Annotated in this window: 15 protein-coding genes and 1 pseudogene; 13 read left to right on the top strand and 3 right to left on the bottom strand. The window is 66.1% G+C overall.

Features of this window, described 5'->3' with window-relative positions:
- Both CG471_RS11000 and CG471_RS10995 read left to right on the top strand, forming a co-directional pair.
- The coding region (locus CG471_RS11000; protein WP_099231904.1) for a transglycosylase domain-containing protein at positions 1 to 1,834 on the top strand (1,834 nt) is incomplete at its 5' end.
- A gap of 170 nt (positions 1,835 to 2,004) precedes the next feature.
- Positions 2,005 to 3,723 (top strand): ATP-binding protein, encoded by a 1,719-nt coding sequence (locus CG471_RS10995; RefSeq protein WP_099231899.1) that lies wholly within the window; start codon positions 2,005 to 2,007, stop codon positions 3,721 to 3,723.
- Here the strand turns inward: CG471_RS10995 and CG471_RS10990 are convergent.
- The 3 genes from CG471_RS10990 to CG471_RS10980 all read right to left on the bottom strand — a co-directional run bounded on the left by CG471_RS10990 (position 3,720) and on the right by CG471_RS10980 (position 6,431).
- Positions 3,720 to 4,892: an NAD(P)/FAD-dependent oxidoreductase gene (locus tag CG471_RS10990; protein WP_099231898.1), complete on the bottom strand. Its 1,173-nt coding sequence runs from the start codon at positions 4,890 to 4,892 to the stop codon at positions 3,720 to 3,722. The genes CG471_RS10995 and CG471_RS10990 overlap by 4 nt on opposite strands.
- Positions 4,892 to 5,347 carry a YaiI/YqxD family protein gene (locus tag CG471_RS10985; protein ID WP_099231903.1) on the bottom strand — a complete coding sequence of 152 codons (456 nt, stop codon included), beginning with the start codon at positions 5,345 to 5,347 and terminating at the stop codon, positions 4,892 to 4,894. Before CG471_RS10985 ends, CG471_RS10990 begins: the two co-directional genes overlap by 1 nt.
- A 97-nt stretch (positions 5,348 to 5,444) precedes the next feature.
- A complete protein-coding gene (locus CG471_RS10980) occupies positions 5,445 to 6,431 on the bottom strand; it encodes an aldo/keto reductase (protein ID WP_099231897.1) in 987 nt (328 codons plus the stop codon).
- Positions 6,432 to 6,530: 99 nt separating this feature from the next.
- Between CG471_RS10980 and CG471_RS10975 the strand changes: the two genes are divergently transcribed.
- From CG471_RS10975 to CG471_RS10925, 11 genes and pseudogenes are all read left to right on the top strand, one after another.
- Entirely contained in the window at positions 6,531 to 7,427 is an 897-nt protein-coding gene (locus CG471_RS10975; RefSeq protein WP_004212385.1) for a LysR family transcriptional regulator, read from the top strand.
- A gap of 51 nt (positions 7,428 to 7,478) precedes the next feature.
- A complete protein-coding gene (locus CG471_RS10970) occupies positions 7,479 to 7,901 on the top strand; it encodes an iron-sulfur cluster assembly scaffold protein (RefSeq protein ID WP_099231896.1) in 423 nt (140 codons plus the stop codon).
- A complete protein-coding gene (locus tag CG471_RS10965; RefSeq protein ID WP_004212381.1) occupies positions 7,901 to 9,703 on the top strand; it encodes a cation:proton antiporter in 1,803 nt (600 codons plus the stop codon). The genes CG471_RS10970 and CG471_RS10965 overlap by 1 nt, the downstream gene beginning before the upstream one ends.
- A pseudogene (locus tag CG471_RS10960) lies at positions 9,700 to 10,016 on the top strand (DUF423 domain-containing protein). The gene CG471_RS10965 and the pseudogene CG471_RS10960 overlap by 4 nt, the downstream one beginning before the upstream one ends.
- A 44-nt stretch (positions 10,017 to 10,060) precedes the next feature.
- Complete coding sequence (locus CG471_RS10955) at positions 10,061 to 10,528, top strand: Fur family transcriptional regulator (RefSeq protein WP_017499240.1); 468 nt, start codon at positions 10,061 to 10,063, stop codon at positions 10,526 to 10,528.
- 10 nt (positions 10,529 to 10,538) lie between these two features.
- Positions 10,539 to 11,108: a nicotinamide riboside transporter PnuC gene (gene pnuC / locus CG471_RS10950; protein WP_099231895.1), complete on the top strand. Its 570-nt coding sequence runs from the start codon at positions 10,539 to 10,541 to the stop codon at positions 11,106 to 11,108.
- Complete coding sequence (locus tag CG471_RS10945; RefSeq protein WP_099231894.1) at positions 11,105 to 12,127, top strand: AAA family ATPase; 1,023 nt, start codon at positions 11,105 to 11,107, stop codon at positions 12,125 to 12,127. The genes pnuC and CG471_RS10945 overlap by 4 nt, the downstream gene beginning before the upstream one ends.
- Positions 12,128 to 12,137: 10 nt before the next feature.
- Positions 12,138 to 14,057, top strand: a complete 1,920-nt coding sequence (dxs, locus tag CG471_RS10940) for a 1-deoxy-D-xylulose-5-phosphate synthase (RefSeq protein WP_069338186.1) — start codon at positions 12,138 to 12,140, stop codon at positions 14,055 to 14,057.
- Between the two features lie 72 nt (positions 14,058 to 14,129).
- Positions 14,130 to 15,617, top strand: a complete 1,488-nt coding sequence (locus CG471_RS10935; protein ID WP_218964247.1) for a DUF4403 family protein — start codon at positions 14,130 to 14,132, stop codon at positions 15,615 to 15,617.
- 64 nt (positions 15,618 to 15,681) lie between these two features.
- A complete protein-coding gene (locus tag CG471_RS10930; protein ID WP_099231892.1) occupies positions 15,682 to 16,137 on the top strand; it encodes an SRPBCC family protein in 456 nt (151 codons plus the stop codon).
- Positions 16,124 to 16,456: a helix-turn-helix transcriptional regulator gene (locus CG471_RS10925; RefSeq protein WP_099231891.1), complete on the top strand. Its 333-nt coding sequence runs from the start codon at positions 16,124 to 16,126 to the stop codon at positions 16,454 to 16,456. The genes CG471_RS10930 and CG471_RS10925 overlap by 14 nt, the downstream gene beginning before the upstream one ends.
- Position 16,457 lies beyond the last annotated feature (1 nt).

The following is a 16,457-nucleotide window of genomic DNA, read 5'->3' as shown; positions in this document are numbered from 1 at the left end:
GCCCAGCATCAGCCTGATGTCGGCCGACGGGCATCTGGTCGCCCGGCGCGGCGCCATCATCGACAAGCCGGTGGAGGTGGCCAAGCTGCCCGCCCATGTCCCCCAGGCCTTCATGGCGATCGAGGATCGCCGCTTCTATGACCATTGGGGCGTCGATCCGCGCGGCATCGCCCGCGCCATGTGGCACAATATCTGGTCCGATGGATCGTCGCAGGGCGGCAGCACCATCACCCAGCAGCTGGCCAAGGGCGTGTTCCTGTCGAGCGACCGGACCATGGGCCGCAAGGCGCGCGAAGCGTTGATCGCCTTCTGGCTGGAGGCCTGGCTGACCAAGGACCAGATCCTCGAACGCTACCTCTCGAACGTCTATTTCGGCGACAATGTCTATGGCCTGCGCGCCGCCTCGCTCCATTATTTCGATCGCCAGCCCGAACGGCTGACCATTCCTCAGGCCGCGATGCTGGCCGGCCTGCTGAAGGCGCCCTCGCGCCTCGCGCCGACCAGCAACCTGAAGGGTGCGCGTGCCCGCGCCGCACTGGTGACGCAGGCGATGGTCGAGGCCGGCTATATCAGCAAGGCCCAGCGCGATCAGCTCGCCCCGGCCCGCCTTGATGTCCGCGAGTCGCCGGATGCCACCAGCGGCACCTATTTTGCCGACTGGGTGCTGCCCGAAGCGCGCGACCGCGCCGGCGCCGTCTATGGCGCGCAGGAGGTGAAGACGACGCTCGACTGGCGCATCCAGCGCCTCGCCGAAGCCGCGATCCGGCGCGCGCCGCTGGGCGGGGCACAGGTGGCGCTGGTGGCGATGAAGCCGGACGGCAGCGTCGTCGCCATGATCGGCGGCAAGAATTACGAGAAGAGCAGCTTCAACCGCGCCGTGCAGGCGAAACGCCAGCCCGGCTCCACCTTCAAGCTGTTCGTCTATCTCGCCGCCTTCCGCGCCGGCATGACGCCCGACGACATGATCGAGGATACGCCGATCACCACCGGCACCTATCGCCCGGCCAATCATGGCGGCAAATATCGCGGCCGCATCACGCTGCGTCAGGCCTTTGCCGCGTCGAGCAATGTGGCGGCGGTGCGCCTGACCCAGAAGGTCGGCGTCGACAATGTCATCAAGGTTGCCCGCGATCTGGGCGTTACCGCGCCGCTGACCGAGGATCTCAGCCTCGCGCTCGGCACGTCGGAAATCCCGCTGGTGGAACTGGCCGAGGCCTATGCGTCGGTGGCGGCCGGCGCCTATCCGGTCCTCGCCCATGGCCTGCCGCCCGAGGAACAGGGCTGGTTCGACCGGCTGATGAAGCGCCAGCGCCATTTCAGCGACGACCAGCTCGAAATGATCCGCGACCTCCTGTCGTCCGCCGCCAATCGCGGCACCGGCAGCGCCGCGGCGCTGCGCACCAGCACCTTTGGCAAGACCGGCACGACCCAGGATAGTCGCGACGCGATTTTCGTCGGCTATGCCGGCGGACTGGTGACGGCGGTGTGGATCGGCAATGACGATAACGCCCCGCTGCCCGGCGGCGCGGCCGGCGGCGGTGTGCCAGCACGTATTTGGCGCAATTTCATGGCTGGCGCGATCAACGAGCCGGTCGAGAAGGTGCCCGAGGAAGAGCAGGATCCCGATCTGGTCAATGCCATCGCCAATGTCAGCGTCGAAACCGGCATCGGCAATGTCGGCGTCGGCATGGATCAGGGCGGAATGACCGTCACCATTGATGGCAACCAGCTTCGCATTCCGTCCGACCAGCCCTTGCCGCTGCCGCCGCAGGGCGTGCCCCCACCGCGGACCGCGCCGACCCAACCGCAGGAGAATGAACCGCCACAACCATGACGGCGATTTCGATGACCCGCATTTCATGGCTTCGCGCCCGCGCGAACAGGCCGTAAAATTGCGTATATTATGTAATCATACCTAGTCTTAACCTACTGACAAATCTCCATTTCCCCTGCCCATCCGATCGATGATATAGTGCGATTCCCTTCCACTTCAGAGGTCACACGATGAATGGAGCATTTGGCCGGGAAGACCATTCGACGCAGAAGGCGCTGGCGGCCCGCTGGACCATAGCCGCCGAGGCCATGGAGGCTCTGGCCGGCGCGCGCTCCCTGGATGCAGTTGTCAGCGTCCTGCGCGCCTTTGCCCGCCGCGCCGTCGGCGCAGACGGTATCGCGATCGTCCTGCGCGAAGGCGAAAAATGCTATTATATCGCGGAAGATGCCAAGGCGCCTTTATGGGCCGGGCAACGCTTTCCAGCCGAGACCTGCGTGTCCGGCTGGGCGATGATGAACCAGGAAACCGCGGTGATCGCCGATATATTCGACGATGTCCGGGTGCCGGTGGACGCCTATAGTCAGACCTTCGTCCGCAGCATGATCATGGTGCCGATCGGCCGGGTCGATCCGATCGCCGCCGTGGGCGCATATTGGTCCGAGCCGGCCATGCCGACCGACAACGAGATTTCGCTGCTCGAAGCGTTGGCACGGGCAGCCTCTACCGCGCTCGAAAATGGCCGGCTCTTCGGCGCGCTCGAGTCCCTGAACGATCATCTGGACCAGCGCGTGCGCGAGCGTACGAGCGAACTGGAAAGCGCGCAGGACAAGCTGCGGCAAATCCAGAAGATGGACGTGCTGGGCCAGTTGACCGGGCATGTCGCGCACGACTTCAACAATCTGCTGACGCCGATCATCGGCGGGCTGGACCAGATCATCGCTGGCGGCCGATCCGCCGAAGCGGTCGCCCGCACCGCCAATATCGCGATGCAGGCGGCGGAAACCGCGCAGACGCTGGTCAAGCGGCTGCTGGCCTTTGGCCGTCGCCAACCGTTGCAACCAACATCGGTCAATCTTTCCGAGACGCTGGAGAATATGCAGACCTTGCTGGTCAGCACGGTCGGCCCGCAGATCATTCTCCATGTCGACGCCGCGCCGGATGTGCCGCCGGTGCGCGCCGATCGACATCAGCTGGAACTGGCCATCCTCAACCTGGTGGTCAACGCGCGCGACGCCATGCCGAACGGCGGGCAGGTCATCATTTCCGCCGAACGGTGCAAGAGCCGCCTTCCCGTGCCGCTGATCCCCGGCCAATTTGTCTGCCTGCGCATCACCGACACCGGCATCGGCATGACCCCGGCGGTCAAGGCGTCCGCGACAGAGCCCTTCTTCACGACCAAGCCGGTCGGTCATGGCACCGGCCTTGGGCTATCGATGGCCCATGGTCTGGCCGGCCAGTTGGGCGGCGCGCTGGAAATCGTCAGCGAAGTGGGCCAGGGCACGGAAATCCAGCTCTGGCTGCCGATCGAGAAACTGAAGCCGGCGGCCGTAGTGGCGGATGGCGATGGCGGCGAGATCGCAGCAACGCAAGGCAAGGTGTTGCTGATCGACGACAATGCCCTGGTCCGCCATGGCACGCGGGAAATGCTGACCGACCTTGGCTATGACGTGGTCGACATCGACAATGCCGAACTGGGGCTCAGCATGATCGCCGCCGATTTCCGGCCCGACATCGTCGTCACCGACCATATCATGCCCGGCATGACCGGCGCCGAACTGGCGCTGCGGCTGCGCGTCGACCATCCCGAAATCGCGTTGCTCATCATATCCGGCTATGAAGGCGTCGACCTGATCGCACCGGATATTCCGCGCCTTTCCAAGCCCTTCCGCCGCCAGCATCTTCAGGCCAGCATTGCGGCCGCGCAGGCGCAAACCGTGGGGCGTGCCTAGAGCCCCTGGCCGGCCGCCCAGCCGCTGGCCCAGGCCCATTGGAAATTATAGCCGCCCAGCCAGCCAGTGACGTCGACCGCCTCGCCAATGGCATAAAGCCCTGGCACCTTGGCGGCTTCCATCGTCCGCGATGACAGGCCGGCGGTGGCGATGCCGCCAACCGTGACCTCCGCCTTGGCATAGCCTTCGGTGCCGGACGGTATGAAGGACCAGCCCGCCAGCCGCTCGCCAATCTGGCGCAGGGTCTTGTCGGGCAGATTGCCAAGGTCGCCCTGCGCACCGATCCGTTCGAGCAGGGCGTCGGCCATGCGCTCGGGGAAGCGCTCGACCAGCACGCGCCGCAAGCCGGTGCGCGGGCGGTTGCGCTTCTCGGCCAGCAACCAGTCCACGCCGAGATCGGGCAGGAAATTGACGTGGATTGGCGTGCGATGTTCCCAATAGGAGGAAATCTGCAGCATCGCCGGGCCGGAAAGGCCGCGATGGGTGAACAGCGCCGCCTCGCGGAACCGGGTCTTGTTCCAGCGCACCTCGACCTCGGCCGAGACGCCCGACAGCGACTGGAACAGCGCGTCGTCCGGCCCCAGGGTGAAGGGCACCAGCGCCGGCCGGGGCTGCACCACCTTGAGATCGAACTGGCGCGCGACCTCATAGGCGAATCCGGTAGCGCCCAATTTCGGGATGGACGGGCCACCGGTCGCCAGTACCAAAGACGGCGCCGACACGATGCGATCGCCCAGTTTGACGCGGAACAGGCCAGCGCCATGGCTGATATCCGTCACAGACTGGCCCAGCGCCATGGTCACGCCGCCGGCCGTGCATTCCTCTTCCAGCATCGCCACGACCTGCTTCGCCGATCCGTCGCAGAAGAGCTGGCCCAGCGTCTTTTCATGCCAGGCAATGCCATAGCGGCCGATCAGAGTCAGGAAATCCTGCGGCGTGTAGCGGCCCAGCGCCGATTTGGCGAAATGGGGATTGGCCGACAGATAGCGATCGGCAGCGGTATGGATATTGGTGAAATTGCAGCGCCCGCCGCCGGAGATCAGGATCTTCTTGCCCGGCGCGTCGGCATGGTCGGCCAGCAGCACCCTGCGGCCGCGTTGGCCGGCGGTCGCCGCACACATCATGCCGGCGGCGCCCGCGCCCAGGATTATCGCGTCATAATCGCCCATCACCGCCCCCGCTTCATCCGCATGATCGCCTCGTCCAGCGCGGACAGGAAGCGGGATCGATCGGTCTTGGAGAAGGGCGGCGGCCCGCCGACCGGATCGCCGACCGCGCCGGCGCGCAGGTCCGCCATGATCGCCCGCACCGCGATCGCGCTGCCGATCGAAGCGCTGGTGAAGGGCTTGCCATTGGGTGCGATCACCCCGGCCCCAGCCTTGAGGCAACGATCGGCGAGCAGGATGTCGGCGGTGATGCACAGCGTATCGGCACCGGCGCGTTCGGCGATCCAGTCGTCGGCGGCGTCGAACCCGTCGCTCACCACCACGCGGCCGATCAACTCATGCGCCGGAATGCGGATCGGGCTGTTGCTGACGATGGTGACCGGCACATCATGGCGGAAGGCGACCTTGTAGATTTCCTCCTTCACCGGGCAGGCGTCGGCATCGACCAAAATGTGCATCGCCGCGCTGTCCTTTCGTTCCGGCCGTTCGCGGCGGCGATAGGCGGACAGGGACCAACGTGCAATGGGCCGGGGAAACACCCCGGCCCATCCGTAGTTAGCGCCCGACGATTTCGAGCAGATGCGGCGGGTAGCGCTCGCCCTCCACCGGGATGGCATCGGCCGCCGCGCGGATCCGAGTCAGGTCGGCATCACTCAATTCGACCTTGGCCGCGCCCAGATTTTCCTCCAGCCGATGGAGCTTGGTGGTCCCGGGGATGGGCACGATCCAGGGCTTCTGCGCCAGCAGCCAGGCGATCGCAATCTGCGCCGGGGTCGCATCCTTCTCGGCCGCAATGCCCTTGAGCAGATCGACCAGCGCCAGGTTCTTCTCTCGCGCTTCTGCGGCAAAGCGCGGCAGGCTGTTGCGGAAATCGCCTTCGGCCAGCGCCGTATCCTTGCCGATCGCGCCGGTCAGGAAGCTCTTGCCGAGCGGGCTGTAGGGCACGAAGCCGATGCCCAGTTCCTCGCAGGTTTCAAGGATGCCGTTGGTTTCCGGGCCGCGGGTCCAGAGCGAATATTCATTCTGGAGCGCGGCGACCGGCTGCACCGCATGGGCACGGCGGACCGTCGCGGCCGACGGTTCCGACAGGCCGAAATGCCTGACCTTGCCCGCGGCGATCAAATCCTTGACCGCACCTGCCACATCCTCGATCGGCACGGCCGGATCGACGCGATGCTGATAAAAAAGATCGATCACCTCGACGCCCAGCCGCTTGAGCGAGGCGTCTGCCACCGCGCGGATATTGTCCGGCCGGCTGTTGAGCGCGCCAAGACCGGCGCCGATGTCGAAGCCGAACTTGGTGGCGATCACCACCTGGTCGCGTACCGGCGCCAGCGCGGCGCCGACCACTTCCTCGTTGGTATAGGGGCCATAGACCTCCGCCGTGTCGAAGAAGGTGACACCGAAGTCGACAGCCGCACGGATCAATCTGATCCCTTCATCCTGGCTGACGGCGGTGCCATAGCCGAAGTTGAGGCCCATGCAGCCCAGGCCGATGGCCGAAACCTCCAGCCCGCTCTTGCCCAAAAGTCGCTTTTCCATAGCGGTCACTCCGATTTGATGTCCGAACGGAAGATAGGCTGTCGCCAAGCCGCGGATTAGATCATAAAAGCGGCAAGACTTTATATCTGGAGTTCATGAATGCGGCGCGAAGAGCTGGTCGACCTCAACGCCTTCCTGATGGTCGCCGACACCGGCAATTTCACCCGAGCGGCCGCGCTGCTCGGCACGTCGCAGTCCGCGCTCAGCCATACCATCAGGCGGCTGGAAACGCGGCTTGGCGTCCGCCTGCTCACCCGCACCACCCGCAGCGTCTCCCTGACCGAGGCCGGTGATCGCCTGTCCGCCACCTTGCGCCCGGCGCTCGACAGCATCGCGACCGAACTCGCCTCGCTCGGCGATCTGCGCGAACGGCCGGCCGGCACCATCCGCATCACCGCCGCCGAACATGCCAGCAACACGGTCGTCTGGCCAGCATTGCAACGGCTCTTGCCGCGCTATCCCGACATCCATGTCGAATTGAGCATCGATTCCGGCTTTGTCGACATCGTCAAGGAACGGTTCGACGCCGGCGTGCGACTGGGCGAGGCGATCGCCAAGGATATGGTGGCCGTGCGCATCGGCCCGGACCTGCGCATGATCGTGGTCGGCGCGCCCGCCTATTTCGCCAGCCGCCCGGTGCCGCGCACGCCGCAGGATCTGGCCGCGCATGACTGCATCAATCTGCGCCTGCGCAGCGCCGGCGGCCTTTATGCCTGGGAACTGGAAAAGGACGGCCATGAAATCCGGGTGCGGGTGGAGGGGCAACTGGCCTTCAACAGCATCGAGATGATCCGCCGCGCCGCCCTCGCCGGCTTCGGCCTCGCCTTCGTAATGGAGGATCAGGTGCGTGCGGATATCGACGAAGGCCGGCTGATCCCGGTGCTGGAGGACTGGTGCCCGCCCTTTGCCGGCTATCATCTCTATTATCCCAGTCGGCGCCAGCCGGCCGCTGCCTTCAGCATATTGGTCGACGCGCTGCGCTATCGCGGCCCCTAGGCCATTTTGCCGCCTTCTCCCGCGGCGATAACTGTCCTACATGGAGGGACAATGAGCGCATCCCTCTACAATAACGACATTCTTCGCCTCGCCGCGAGCATCCCGCACCACCAGCGGCTGGCCGATCCGCAAGCCAGCGTGGAGAAGCGGTCACCGACCTGCGGCTCGCGCATCACCGCCGATGTCCGCATGGCCGACGGCAGGCTTGCCGAAATGGGCCTGGACGTGAAGGCCTGCGCGCTGGGCCAGGCGTCCGCCGCATTGATGGCGGCGCAGGCGATCGGCCTGACCGCTGACGAACTGGCAGAGGCACGCGACAAGCTGGCCGCCTATCTGGCGGGCGAGAGCGAGGATCTGGATTTCTGGCCCGGTCTTGCCGTGCTGGCGCCGGCCCGCGGCTATCCTGCGCGCCATCCCTCGATCCGGCTCGGTTTCGAAGCGATCGCCGAAGCCGCGCGGATGGCGGACGCCTGATGCCGGTTGCCGAAACCGCCATGTCGGCCACCGACGTCCTCCTGTCCGAAGGCGTGATCCTGCTCGGCGTCGCCGTCGCCTTCGTCCTGCTGTTCCGCCGCTTCGGCCTGGGTGCGGTGCTGGGCTATCTGGTCGCCGGCGCCCTCGTCGGCCCGCAGGGGCTTGGTCTGGTCGGTGGCGCGGAATCAAAGCTAGCGATTGCAGAAATCGGCATCGTCCTGCTGCTCTTTCTCGTCGGCCTTGAACTCCATCCCGCGCGCCTGTGGCGACTGAAGCGCGACATCTTCGCGCTCGGCCTGGCGCAGGTCGTGCTGTGCGGCCTCGCCCTCATCGCCATCATCTTCTATTCGACCGGCTTCACCTGGGGCGCGGCGATCGCACTCGGCCTGCCGCTCGCCCTCTCCTCGACCGCGCAGGTGCTGCCGAGCCTCAAATCCAGCGGCCGCATCAACTCGCCCTTTGGCGAGAAGGTCTTCTCGATCCTGCTGTTCCAGGATCTCTCGATCGTTCCGCTGATTACCATCGTTGCCGCCCTGTCCCGCAATCCGGCCGACGCGGGCGGCCCGCCCGGATGGGTGCTGGCCGGCTATACCGTCGCCGCGATCGCCGGGCTGGTGCTGGCCGGCCGCTTCATCCTGCGACCGTTGCTCAATCTGGTCGGTCGGCAGGGCGAGCGCGAACTGTTCGTTGCAGTCGGCCTGTTCACCGTGCTGGCCGCCGCATCTGTGATGCACAGCCTGCATCTCTCGACCGCGCTTGGCGCCTTCGTCGCGGGCGTGATGCTGGCCGACTCGCCCTATCGCCACGAAATCGAATCCGACGTCGAGCCGTTCCGCTCCATCCTGCTCGGCCTCTTCTTCCTGGCCGTCGGCATGGTGCTGGACCTGCGCGCCGTCGCCGCCAATCCCCTGTTCGTCATCGGCATGGCGGCGATGCTGGTGGCCGCCAAGACCGCGATCATCGCCCTGCTCGCCCGGCTGTTCGGCATGGCCTGGCAACAGGCGCTGAGCGCCGGCCTGCTACTCTCCCAAGGCGGTGAATTCGGCTTCGTCCTCTTCGCCCAGGCGCAGAATGCCTATCTGATCGCACCGCAGGCGGCGAGCCTGTTCAGCGCGATCGTCACCTTCTCCATGGCGACCACGCCCTTCCTGATGCTGTTTGCCCGCCGCTTCGAATTCGCCCAGCCCAAGGATCGCGACGACCTGCCGGGGCCGGAGGATGCGCCGCGCGGCAGCGCCATCATCGTGGGCTATGGCCGGTTCGGCCAGACCGTGGCCCAGATGCTGATGGGCCATGGCTTCGGCGTGGTGCTGATCGACAAGAAGCCTGCCCAGATCGAGGTGTCGAGCCGCTTCGACATGAAGGTCTATTATGGCGACGGCACGCGGATCGACCTGCTCCGCCGCGCCGGTGCCGACGAAGCCCGGCTGATCGCCTTCTGCATCGACGATCCCTCGCTGGATGGACGCGTGCTACAACCCATTGCCGAGGCTTTCCCCCAGGCCGCGCTGATGGCGCGCGTGTTCGATCGTCGCCAGATCCTGGCGATGCAGGATATCGAACTGGCCGGCGTGGTGCGGGAAGTGTTCGAATCGGCCATCTGCATGGGCGTCCAGGCGATGCAGACGCTGGGCGTGCCGCCCGAAGAGGTCGAGGAAGTCGAGCGCCAATATCGCGAGAATGACGGCCAGCGCCTCGCCCTGCAGATCGAGCATGGCAATCTGCTGGCGGCCAAGGATCTGATGTACCGCCCCGGCCGGGGCATGCGCCTGCGCGCGCGCGGAGATGGAGAAGAAGCATGATCGCCATTCTGGCCGCCCTGTCGGCAGCGCTTGCCATTGCTGCCGGTGCATTCGGCGCCCATGGCGCCGCCAGCCCGCAGGCGGCGGAGTGGCTGCGCACCGGGGGCCTCTATCAGCTCATCCATGCCGTCGCCGTCCTGACGATCATGGGCATCACGCGCGGCGGCGCCCTGTTGCTGCTGATCGGCGCGGCGATCTTTGCCGTCAGCCTCTATGCCATGGCACTGGGCTGCGCGCGCTGACGCCGATCGGCGGCGCGATGATGATCGGCGGCTGGCTCTGGGCGGCGCTTGCCTATTGGCAGCGCGGCTGAGCCAGCCACTTGCCGCCGCAGTTGGACACGCCTAGATAATCGCCATGGCAGATCATTCGCACCATCATCATCAGGAACCCACCGGCAAGAAGCTGGCCGACGCGGCGCAGGCTACGCTGGAGGCGAAGGATGAGCAGTGGACGCCGATGCGCGCGGCCATCTTCGACGCGCTGGCGGCCGAGGAAAAGCCGGCATCGGCCTATGATATCGCCGACACCGTGTCCAAGGCGCGCGGCAAGCGGGTCGCACCCAACAGCGTCTACCGCATCCTCGACCTGTTCGTGGCGAACAATATCGCGATGCGGGTGGAAAGCGCGAACGCCTATATCGCCAACGCGCATCCCGGTTGCCATCATGACTGCATCTTCCTGGTCTGCGACAGTTGCGGCCAGGTGACGCATATCGACAATGATCCCATCACCGGATCGCTGCGGTCGGTGGCGGAAAAGGCCGGCTTCGCGCCGGTGCGTCCGGTGATCGAGGTGCGCGGCACCTGCAGCGCCTGCCACTGACGGGCGGTTCATGACCATCATCGAATGGGTCGCAGCGGCGCTCGGCCTGATCAATGTCGTGCTGGTGGCGCGCCGTTCGCTGTGGAACTATCCGTTCGGCATCGCCATGGTCGCGCTTTATTTCTTCGTCTTCTTCGAAGCGAAGCTCTACAGCGACGCGCTGCTGCAGATCTTCTTCCTGGTGATCAACGCCTATGGCTGGTGGAACTGGCTGCATAGCGAGAAGGTCGCCGATGGCGGCATAGCGGTGGTCCGCCTCGGCACGCCGGCCCGTCTCGCCTGGATCGGGGGCACGGCGCTCGCCAGCCTGGCCTGGGGCATGGGCATGGCCCGCTTCACCGATGCCGCCGCGCCCTTCGCCGACGCCATGATTGCCGGCATGAGCGTCGCCGCACAGATATTGCAGTCGCAGCGCAAGGTCGAAAGCTGGATGCTGTGGGTGGCGGTCGACGCCCTTGCCACCGGCCTGTTCTGGAGCCGCGGCCTGATCGCGACGTCGATCCTCTACGCCATCTTCTTCTTCATCGCGCTATGGGGGCTGATCGCCTGGCGCCGCACGATGGACCGGGCACCGGCATGACCCGCGGCTTCCTGCTCGGCAAGTTCATGCCGCCTCATGCGGGGCACCAGATGCTGATCGACAGCGCCCGGGCGATGGTGGACGACCTCACCATCCTGGTCTGCTGGCTGCCGGACGATCCGATCCCCGGCCTGCTGCGGCTGCAATGGATGCGCGAACTGGCGCCGGGATGCCGGGTCATCGGCCATGACGCCGTCGTGCCGCAGGCGCCTGAAGACTCCGCCGACTTCTGGCCGATCTGGCGCGCCATCGTGGCACAGGCTCATCCCGAGCCGATTGACTTGCTGTTTGCGGGCGAAGCCTGTGGGCTGCGGCTCGCGCAGGAAGTGGGCGGCCGCTTCGTGCCGCTGGGCGCCCGCATCCTGGGCGCGGACCAGGACGGACTGGGCGGCCTGTCCGCCAGCGCCGTGCGTGCCGACCCCTGGGGCCAGTGGCGCTGGATCGCGCCGCCGGTCCGCGCGCATTTCACCCGGACGATCGTGCTGCATGGCGTCGAAAGCACCGGCAAGTCGGTACTGGCCGAACGGCTCGCCCGGCATTTCGACACGATCTGGGTGCCCGAATATGGCCGCGCCCAGGCTGAAGTTCACAGTGTCGATATGGACGAGGCCGACCTGCTGCTGATCGGCGCGGCCCAGTCCGCGACGATTGCCGCCGGCCGGCGGCTGGCGAACCGTCGCCTGTTTGCCGACACCGACGCGCTGATGACGGCGGCCTGGGCCGAGATGATGATCGGCCATGCGCCCGACGCGCTGCTCGCCTACCCGAAGGCCGACCTCTATCTGCTGATGGAACCCGATGTCGCTTGGATAAACGATGGCACGCGCATCTATGGCGACGATCCGGTGCGGGCGCGATTTGCCGATATCAGCCGGAACGTGCTGATCGACAACGGCGTTAACTGGGCTTCGGTCGGCGGGGATTGGGACAGTCGTTTCACCCGCGCCGTTTCCCTGATTGAAGATTTGGCGCCGCCCTGCATGACGTCAGGGTTCGACTTGGCGCAGGAAAGCGAGTAGGCAGTTCCCCATGTCCAATCCGTCCACGCCGTTGCTCGACACCGTCAATATCCCCGCCGACCTGCGCAAGCTGCAGCCCGACCAGCTCCGCCAGCTGGCCGATGAGTTGCGCGCCGAAACCATCGCCGCCGTCGGCGTGACCGGCGGCCATCTGGGGTCGGGCCTGGGTGTCGTGGAACTGACCACCGCCATCCATTATGTGTTCGACACGCCCAACGACAAGCTGGTCTGGGACGTCGGCCACCAATGCTATCCGCACAAGATATTGACCGGGCGGCGTGATCGCATCCGCACCCTGCGCCAGGGCGGCGGCCTCAGCGGTTTCACCAAGCGCGCCGAATCCGAATATGATCCCTTCGGCGCGGCGCACAGCTCGACCTCGATCAGCGCGGCGCTGGGCTTTGCCGTCGCCAACAAGATGCAGGACAAGCCCGGCAAGGGCATCGCCGTGATCGGCGACGGCGCCATGTCGGCCGGCATGGCCTATGAGGCGATGAACAATGCGCGCGAGGCCGGCAACCGTCTGGTCGTCATCCTCAACGACAATGACATGTCGATCGCCCCGCCGGTCGGTGGCCTGTCCGCCTATCTCGCCCGGCTCGTGTCGAGCCGCGAGTTTCTGGGCCTGCGCGACATGGCCAAGAAGCTGGCGCGCAAACTGCCCCGCCCGCTGCACAAGGCGGCCAAGAAGACCGACGAGTTCGCGCGCGGCATGGCGACCGGCGGCACCCTGTTCGAGGAACTGGGCTTCTATTATGTCGGCCCGATCGACGGCCATAATCTCGAACATCTGATCCCGGTGCTGGAAAATGTCCGCGATGCAGCCGAAGGGCCGTGCCTGATCCATGTCGTGACCCAGAAGGGCAAGGGCTATGGCCCGGCCGAAGCGGCCGCCGACAAATATCATGGCGTGCAGAAGTTCGACGTCATCACCGGCACCCAGGCGAAGGCCCCTCCGGGGCCGCCCAGCTACACCAATGTCTTCGCCCAGGCGCTGATCGCCGAGGCCGAGCGCGACCCGCGCGTGTGCGCGATCACCGCCGCCATGCCGTCGGGCACGGGGCTCGACAAGTTCGAGTTGGCCTTCCCCGACCGGACCTTCGATGTCGGCATCGCCGAACAGCATGCCGTGACCTTCGCGGCGGGCCTCGCGGCGCAGGGGATGCGCCCCTTCTGCGCCATTTACTCCACCTTCCTGCAGCGCGCCTATGACCAGGTGGTGCATGATGTCGCGATCCAGAACCTCCCCGTGCGCTTCGCCATCGACCGCGCCGGTCTGGTCGGCGCCGACGGCTCCACCCATGCCGGCAGCTTCGACGTCACCTATCTCGCCAGCCTGCCCAATTTCGTCGTGATGGCCGCGGCCGACGAGGCGGAACTGACGCACATGGTCCATACCTGCGCCATGCACGACAGCGGGCCGATCGCGGTCCGCTATCCGCGCGGCAACGGCACCGGCGTCGCCATGCCGGAGGTTCCCGAAGCGCTGGAGATCGGCAAGGGCCGCGTCGTGCGCGAAGGGCGCCAGGTCGCGATCCTGTCGCTCGGCACCCGGCTGGAAGAAGCGATGAAGGCCGCCGACACGCTGGAGGCCAAGGGCCTGTCGGCATCCGTCGTCGACCTGCGCTTCGCCAAGCCGCTGGACGAGGCGTTGATCCGCCGGATGCTGACCACCCATGAGGTGGCGGTGACGATCGAGGAAGGCTCGATCGGCGGCCTTGGCGCCCATGTCCTGACGCTGGCGAGCGACCTTGGCCTGACCGACAATGGCCTCAAGATCCGCACCATGCGCCTGCCCGACATCTTCCAGGATCAGGACAAGCCCGAACAGCAATATGCCGACGCGCGGCTGGATGCCGATGCGATCGTCGACACGGTGCTGACGGCGCTGCGCCACAACAGCGCCGGGGTGGAGGAAGCGCGGGCCTGAAGGTCCGCGCTGGACCTCCTCACCCAACTGCCCTAGCCTGCCTTCCGCTGGACCATGTCCGGGAGAAGGCGGTTGGGCAGAGCATTGCCGGGTCGACATCATCGCTGGCTGCTGCTCCTGCCGCTGCTCGCTGCCTGTTCGGAGAAACAGGTGGTAGAACCGCCGCCGCGCGCCAATGATCCCGTGCCGGCAACCAGCGCATCTTCCATCATCAGCGTTCCGGTGGAAATCGACCGCGCCCTGATTGCCCAGGCGATCGAACGCGCCATGCCGCGACAGCTTTGGCGGATCGACCGGCCAGGCACGCGCTGCGTCCAGCCCAAGCGGGTCAAATTGTTCGGCAAGCAGATCAAGGTGACGCCGCCGATCGACTGCCACATCATCGGTGAAGTCACGCGCGGGCCGATCCGCCTGCGCGGCAATGGCCGCGACCTGATCGCTGACATCCCGATCCATGCGCAGGTCAGCGCCCGCGATGTCGGCGGGCTGCTGAAAGGCGAGACCGCCACCGGCGACGCCATGGCCCATGCCCGACTTCAGCTCGGCATCGATGACCAGTGGCGCCCCCACGGCACGCTGAAGCTCAGCTATGACTGGACCCAGACGCCCGGCATCGATTTCCTCGGCCAGCGCATCACCTTCGCCGACAAGGTCGACCGCAAGATCGCGCCGGTTCTGCGCGACCTCGAACGACAATTGCCGCACGAACTGGCCAAGCTCGACCTGCGCAGCAAGATCGAACGGCTGTGGCGCGCGGCCTTTACCAGCCTTTCGCTCAACGACCATGATCCGCCGGTATGGATGCGCATCACGCCGCAACGCTTCCTGTTCGACGGCTATGGCAACAGCGGCGCCCAACTGCGCTTCCGGCTGGGGATCGAGGCGCTGACCGAAACCGTGGTCGGCGACCGGCCGGTCGATCCGCAACCGACCGGACTGCCATCACCAGCGCGTACGCCGATCAATGATGCGCTGCATTTCTTCCTGCCGGTGCGGGCCGACTATGCCCAGCTGGAGCCGGTCATCCTGCGCGCCCTGCACAAGCGCGCCGCGCGTCCGTTCGAACTGCCCAAGCTGGGCTCGATCATCGCGCGGTTCGACAAGCTGGTCGCCTATGGCACGACGGGCAACCGCATTGCGGTGGGCGTCACGCTCGCGGCGCGTCCGGCAAGCGGCAAGGTAGGAGACACCCATGGCACCGTCTGGCTGACCGCCCGCCCCGTCAACCAGCCCAATTCGGCATTGGTCCATTTCGAGGATTTGCAGGTGACCGGCACCAGCGACGGGATCGGCGGCGACATCCTGATCGCGCTGGCCGGCAGTCCTGCCTTTTCCGCCGCCATCGCCGGCGCGCTCAGCCAGAATTTCAGCCATGATCTGGAGGATTTGAAGGGCAAGATCCGGCGCGCCATCGGCGACCGCAAAACCCCGCATTTCCGCATCCGCACCAATTTGGACAGCACGGAAATCGGCCAGATTAATGCCCACGGTCAGGGCCTGTATCTGCCGGTGCGGGCAACCGGACGGGCCTCTATCCGCTACGCCGGCGGGCCGCTATAGAGCAACCATATAGTTGCACATACCAGTCGGAAGGCGCATATAGGCAATCAGGAGGTTGCCTATCATGACCGACAGCATCATCAAGACGATCGATATCGCCGCACCGATAGAACGGGTATGGGACGCCCTGACCGACCATGCGCAATTCGGCACCTGGTTCCGCGTCGCGCTCGACCAGCCCTTCGCCATCGGCCAGCCCTCGACCGGACACATGACCTATCCGGGCTATGAGGATTATCGCTGGGAAGCGCGGGTCGTGGCGATCGAGCCGATGACGCGTTTTGCCTATGAATGGCCTGCGACCGGCGGCGACAAGGCGCTGATGGAGAGCGGCGTGCCGGTCCCCGAATGGACGCTGGTGGAGTTCGTGCTGGAACCGATCGACGGCGGCACCCGCCTGACCGTCACCGAAAGCGGGTTCGATGCGGTGCCCGAACCGCGCCGGACCAATGTCATGCGCGACAATGACGGCGGCTGGGCGGAACAGGTGAAGAATATCCGCGACCATGTCACCGGCTGAGATTTTCGCCGCACTGGGCGATCCCACGCGCCTCAGCCTCATCGCACGGCTGGGCGACGGCAATTGGCGCTCGATCGTGCAACTGGGCGAAGGCCTGCCGATCAGCCGTCAGGCGGTGGCCAAGCATCTGGATGTGCTGTACGGCGCCGGGCTGGTGCGCAGGCGCAAGCAGGGGCGGGAAGTGCATTTCGCGCTGCGCCGGGAAGCGGTTGCGGCGGCGCAGGACTGGCTCGGCCGGGTCGGCGCGCAATGGGATGGCACGCTCGCCCGGCTCAAGGCCTTTGCGGAAGGGGACGATCAGACGCCCCCTTCCCCCTAGA

Source organism: Sphingobium sp. IP1, assembly GCF_002708645.1.
Classification (GTDB): domain Bacteria; phylum Pseudomonadota; class Alphaproteobacteria; order Sphingomonadales; family Sphingomonadaceae; genus Sphingobium; species Sphingobium yanoikuyae.
This window is presented reverse-complemented; position numbering and strand designations above follow the sequence as displayed.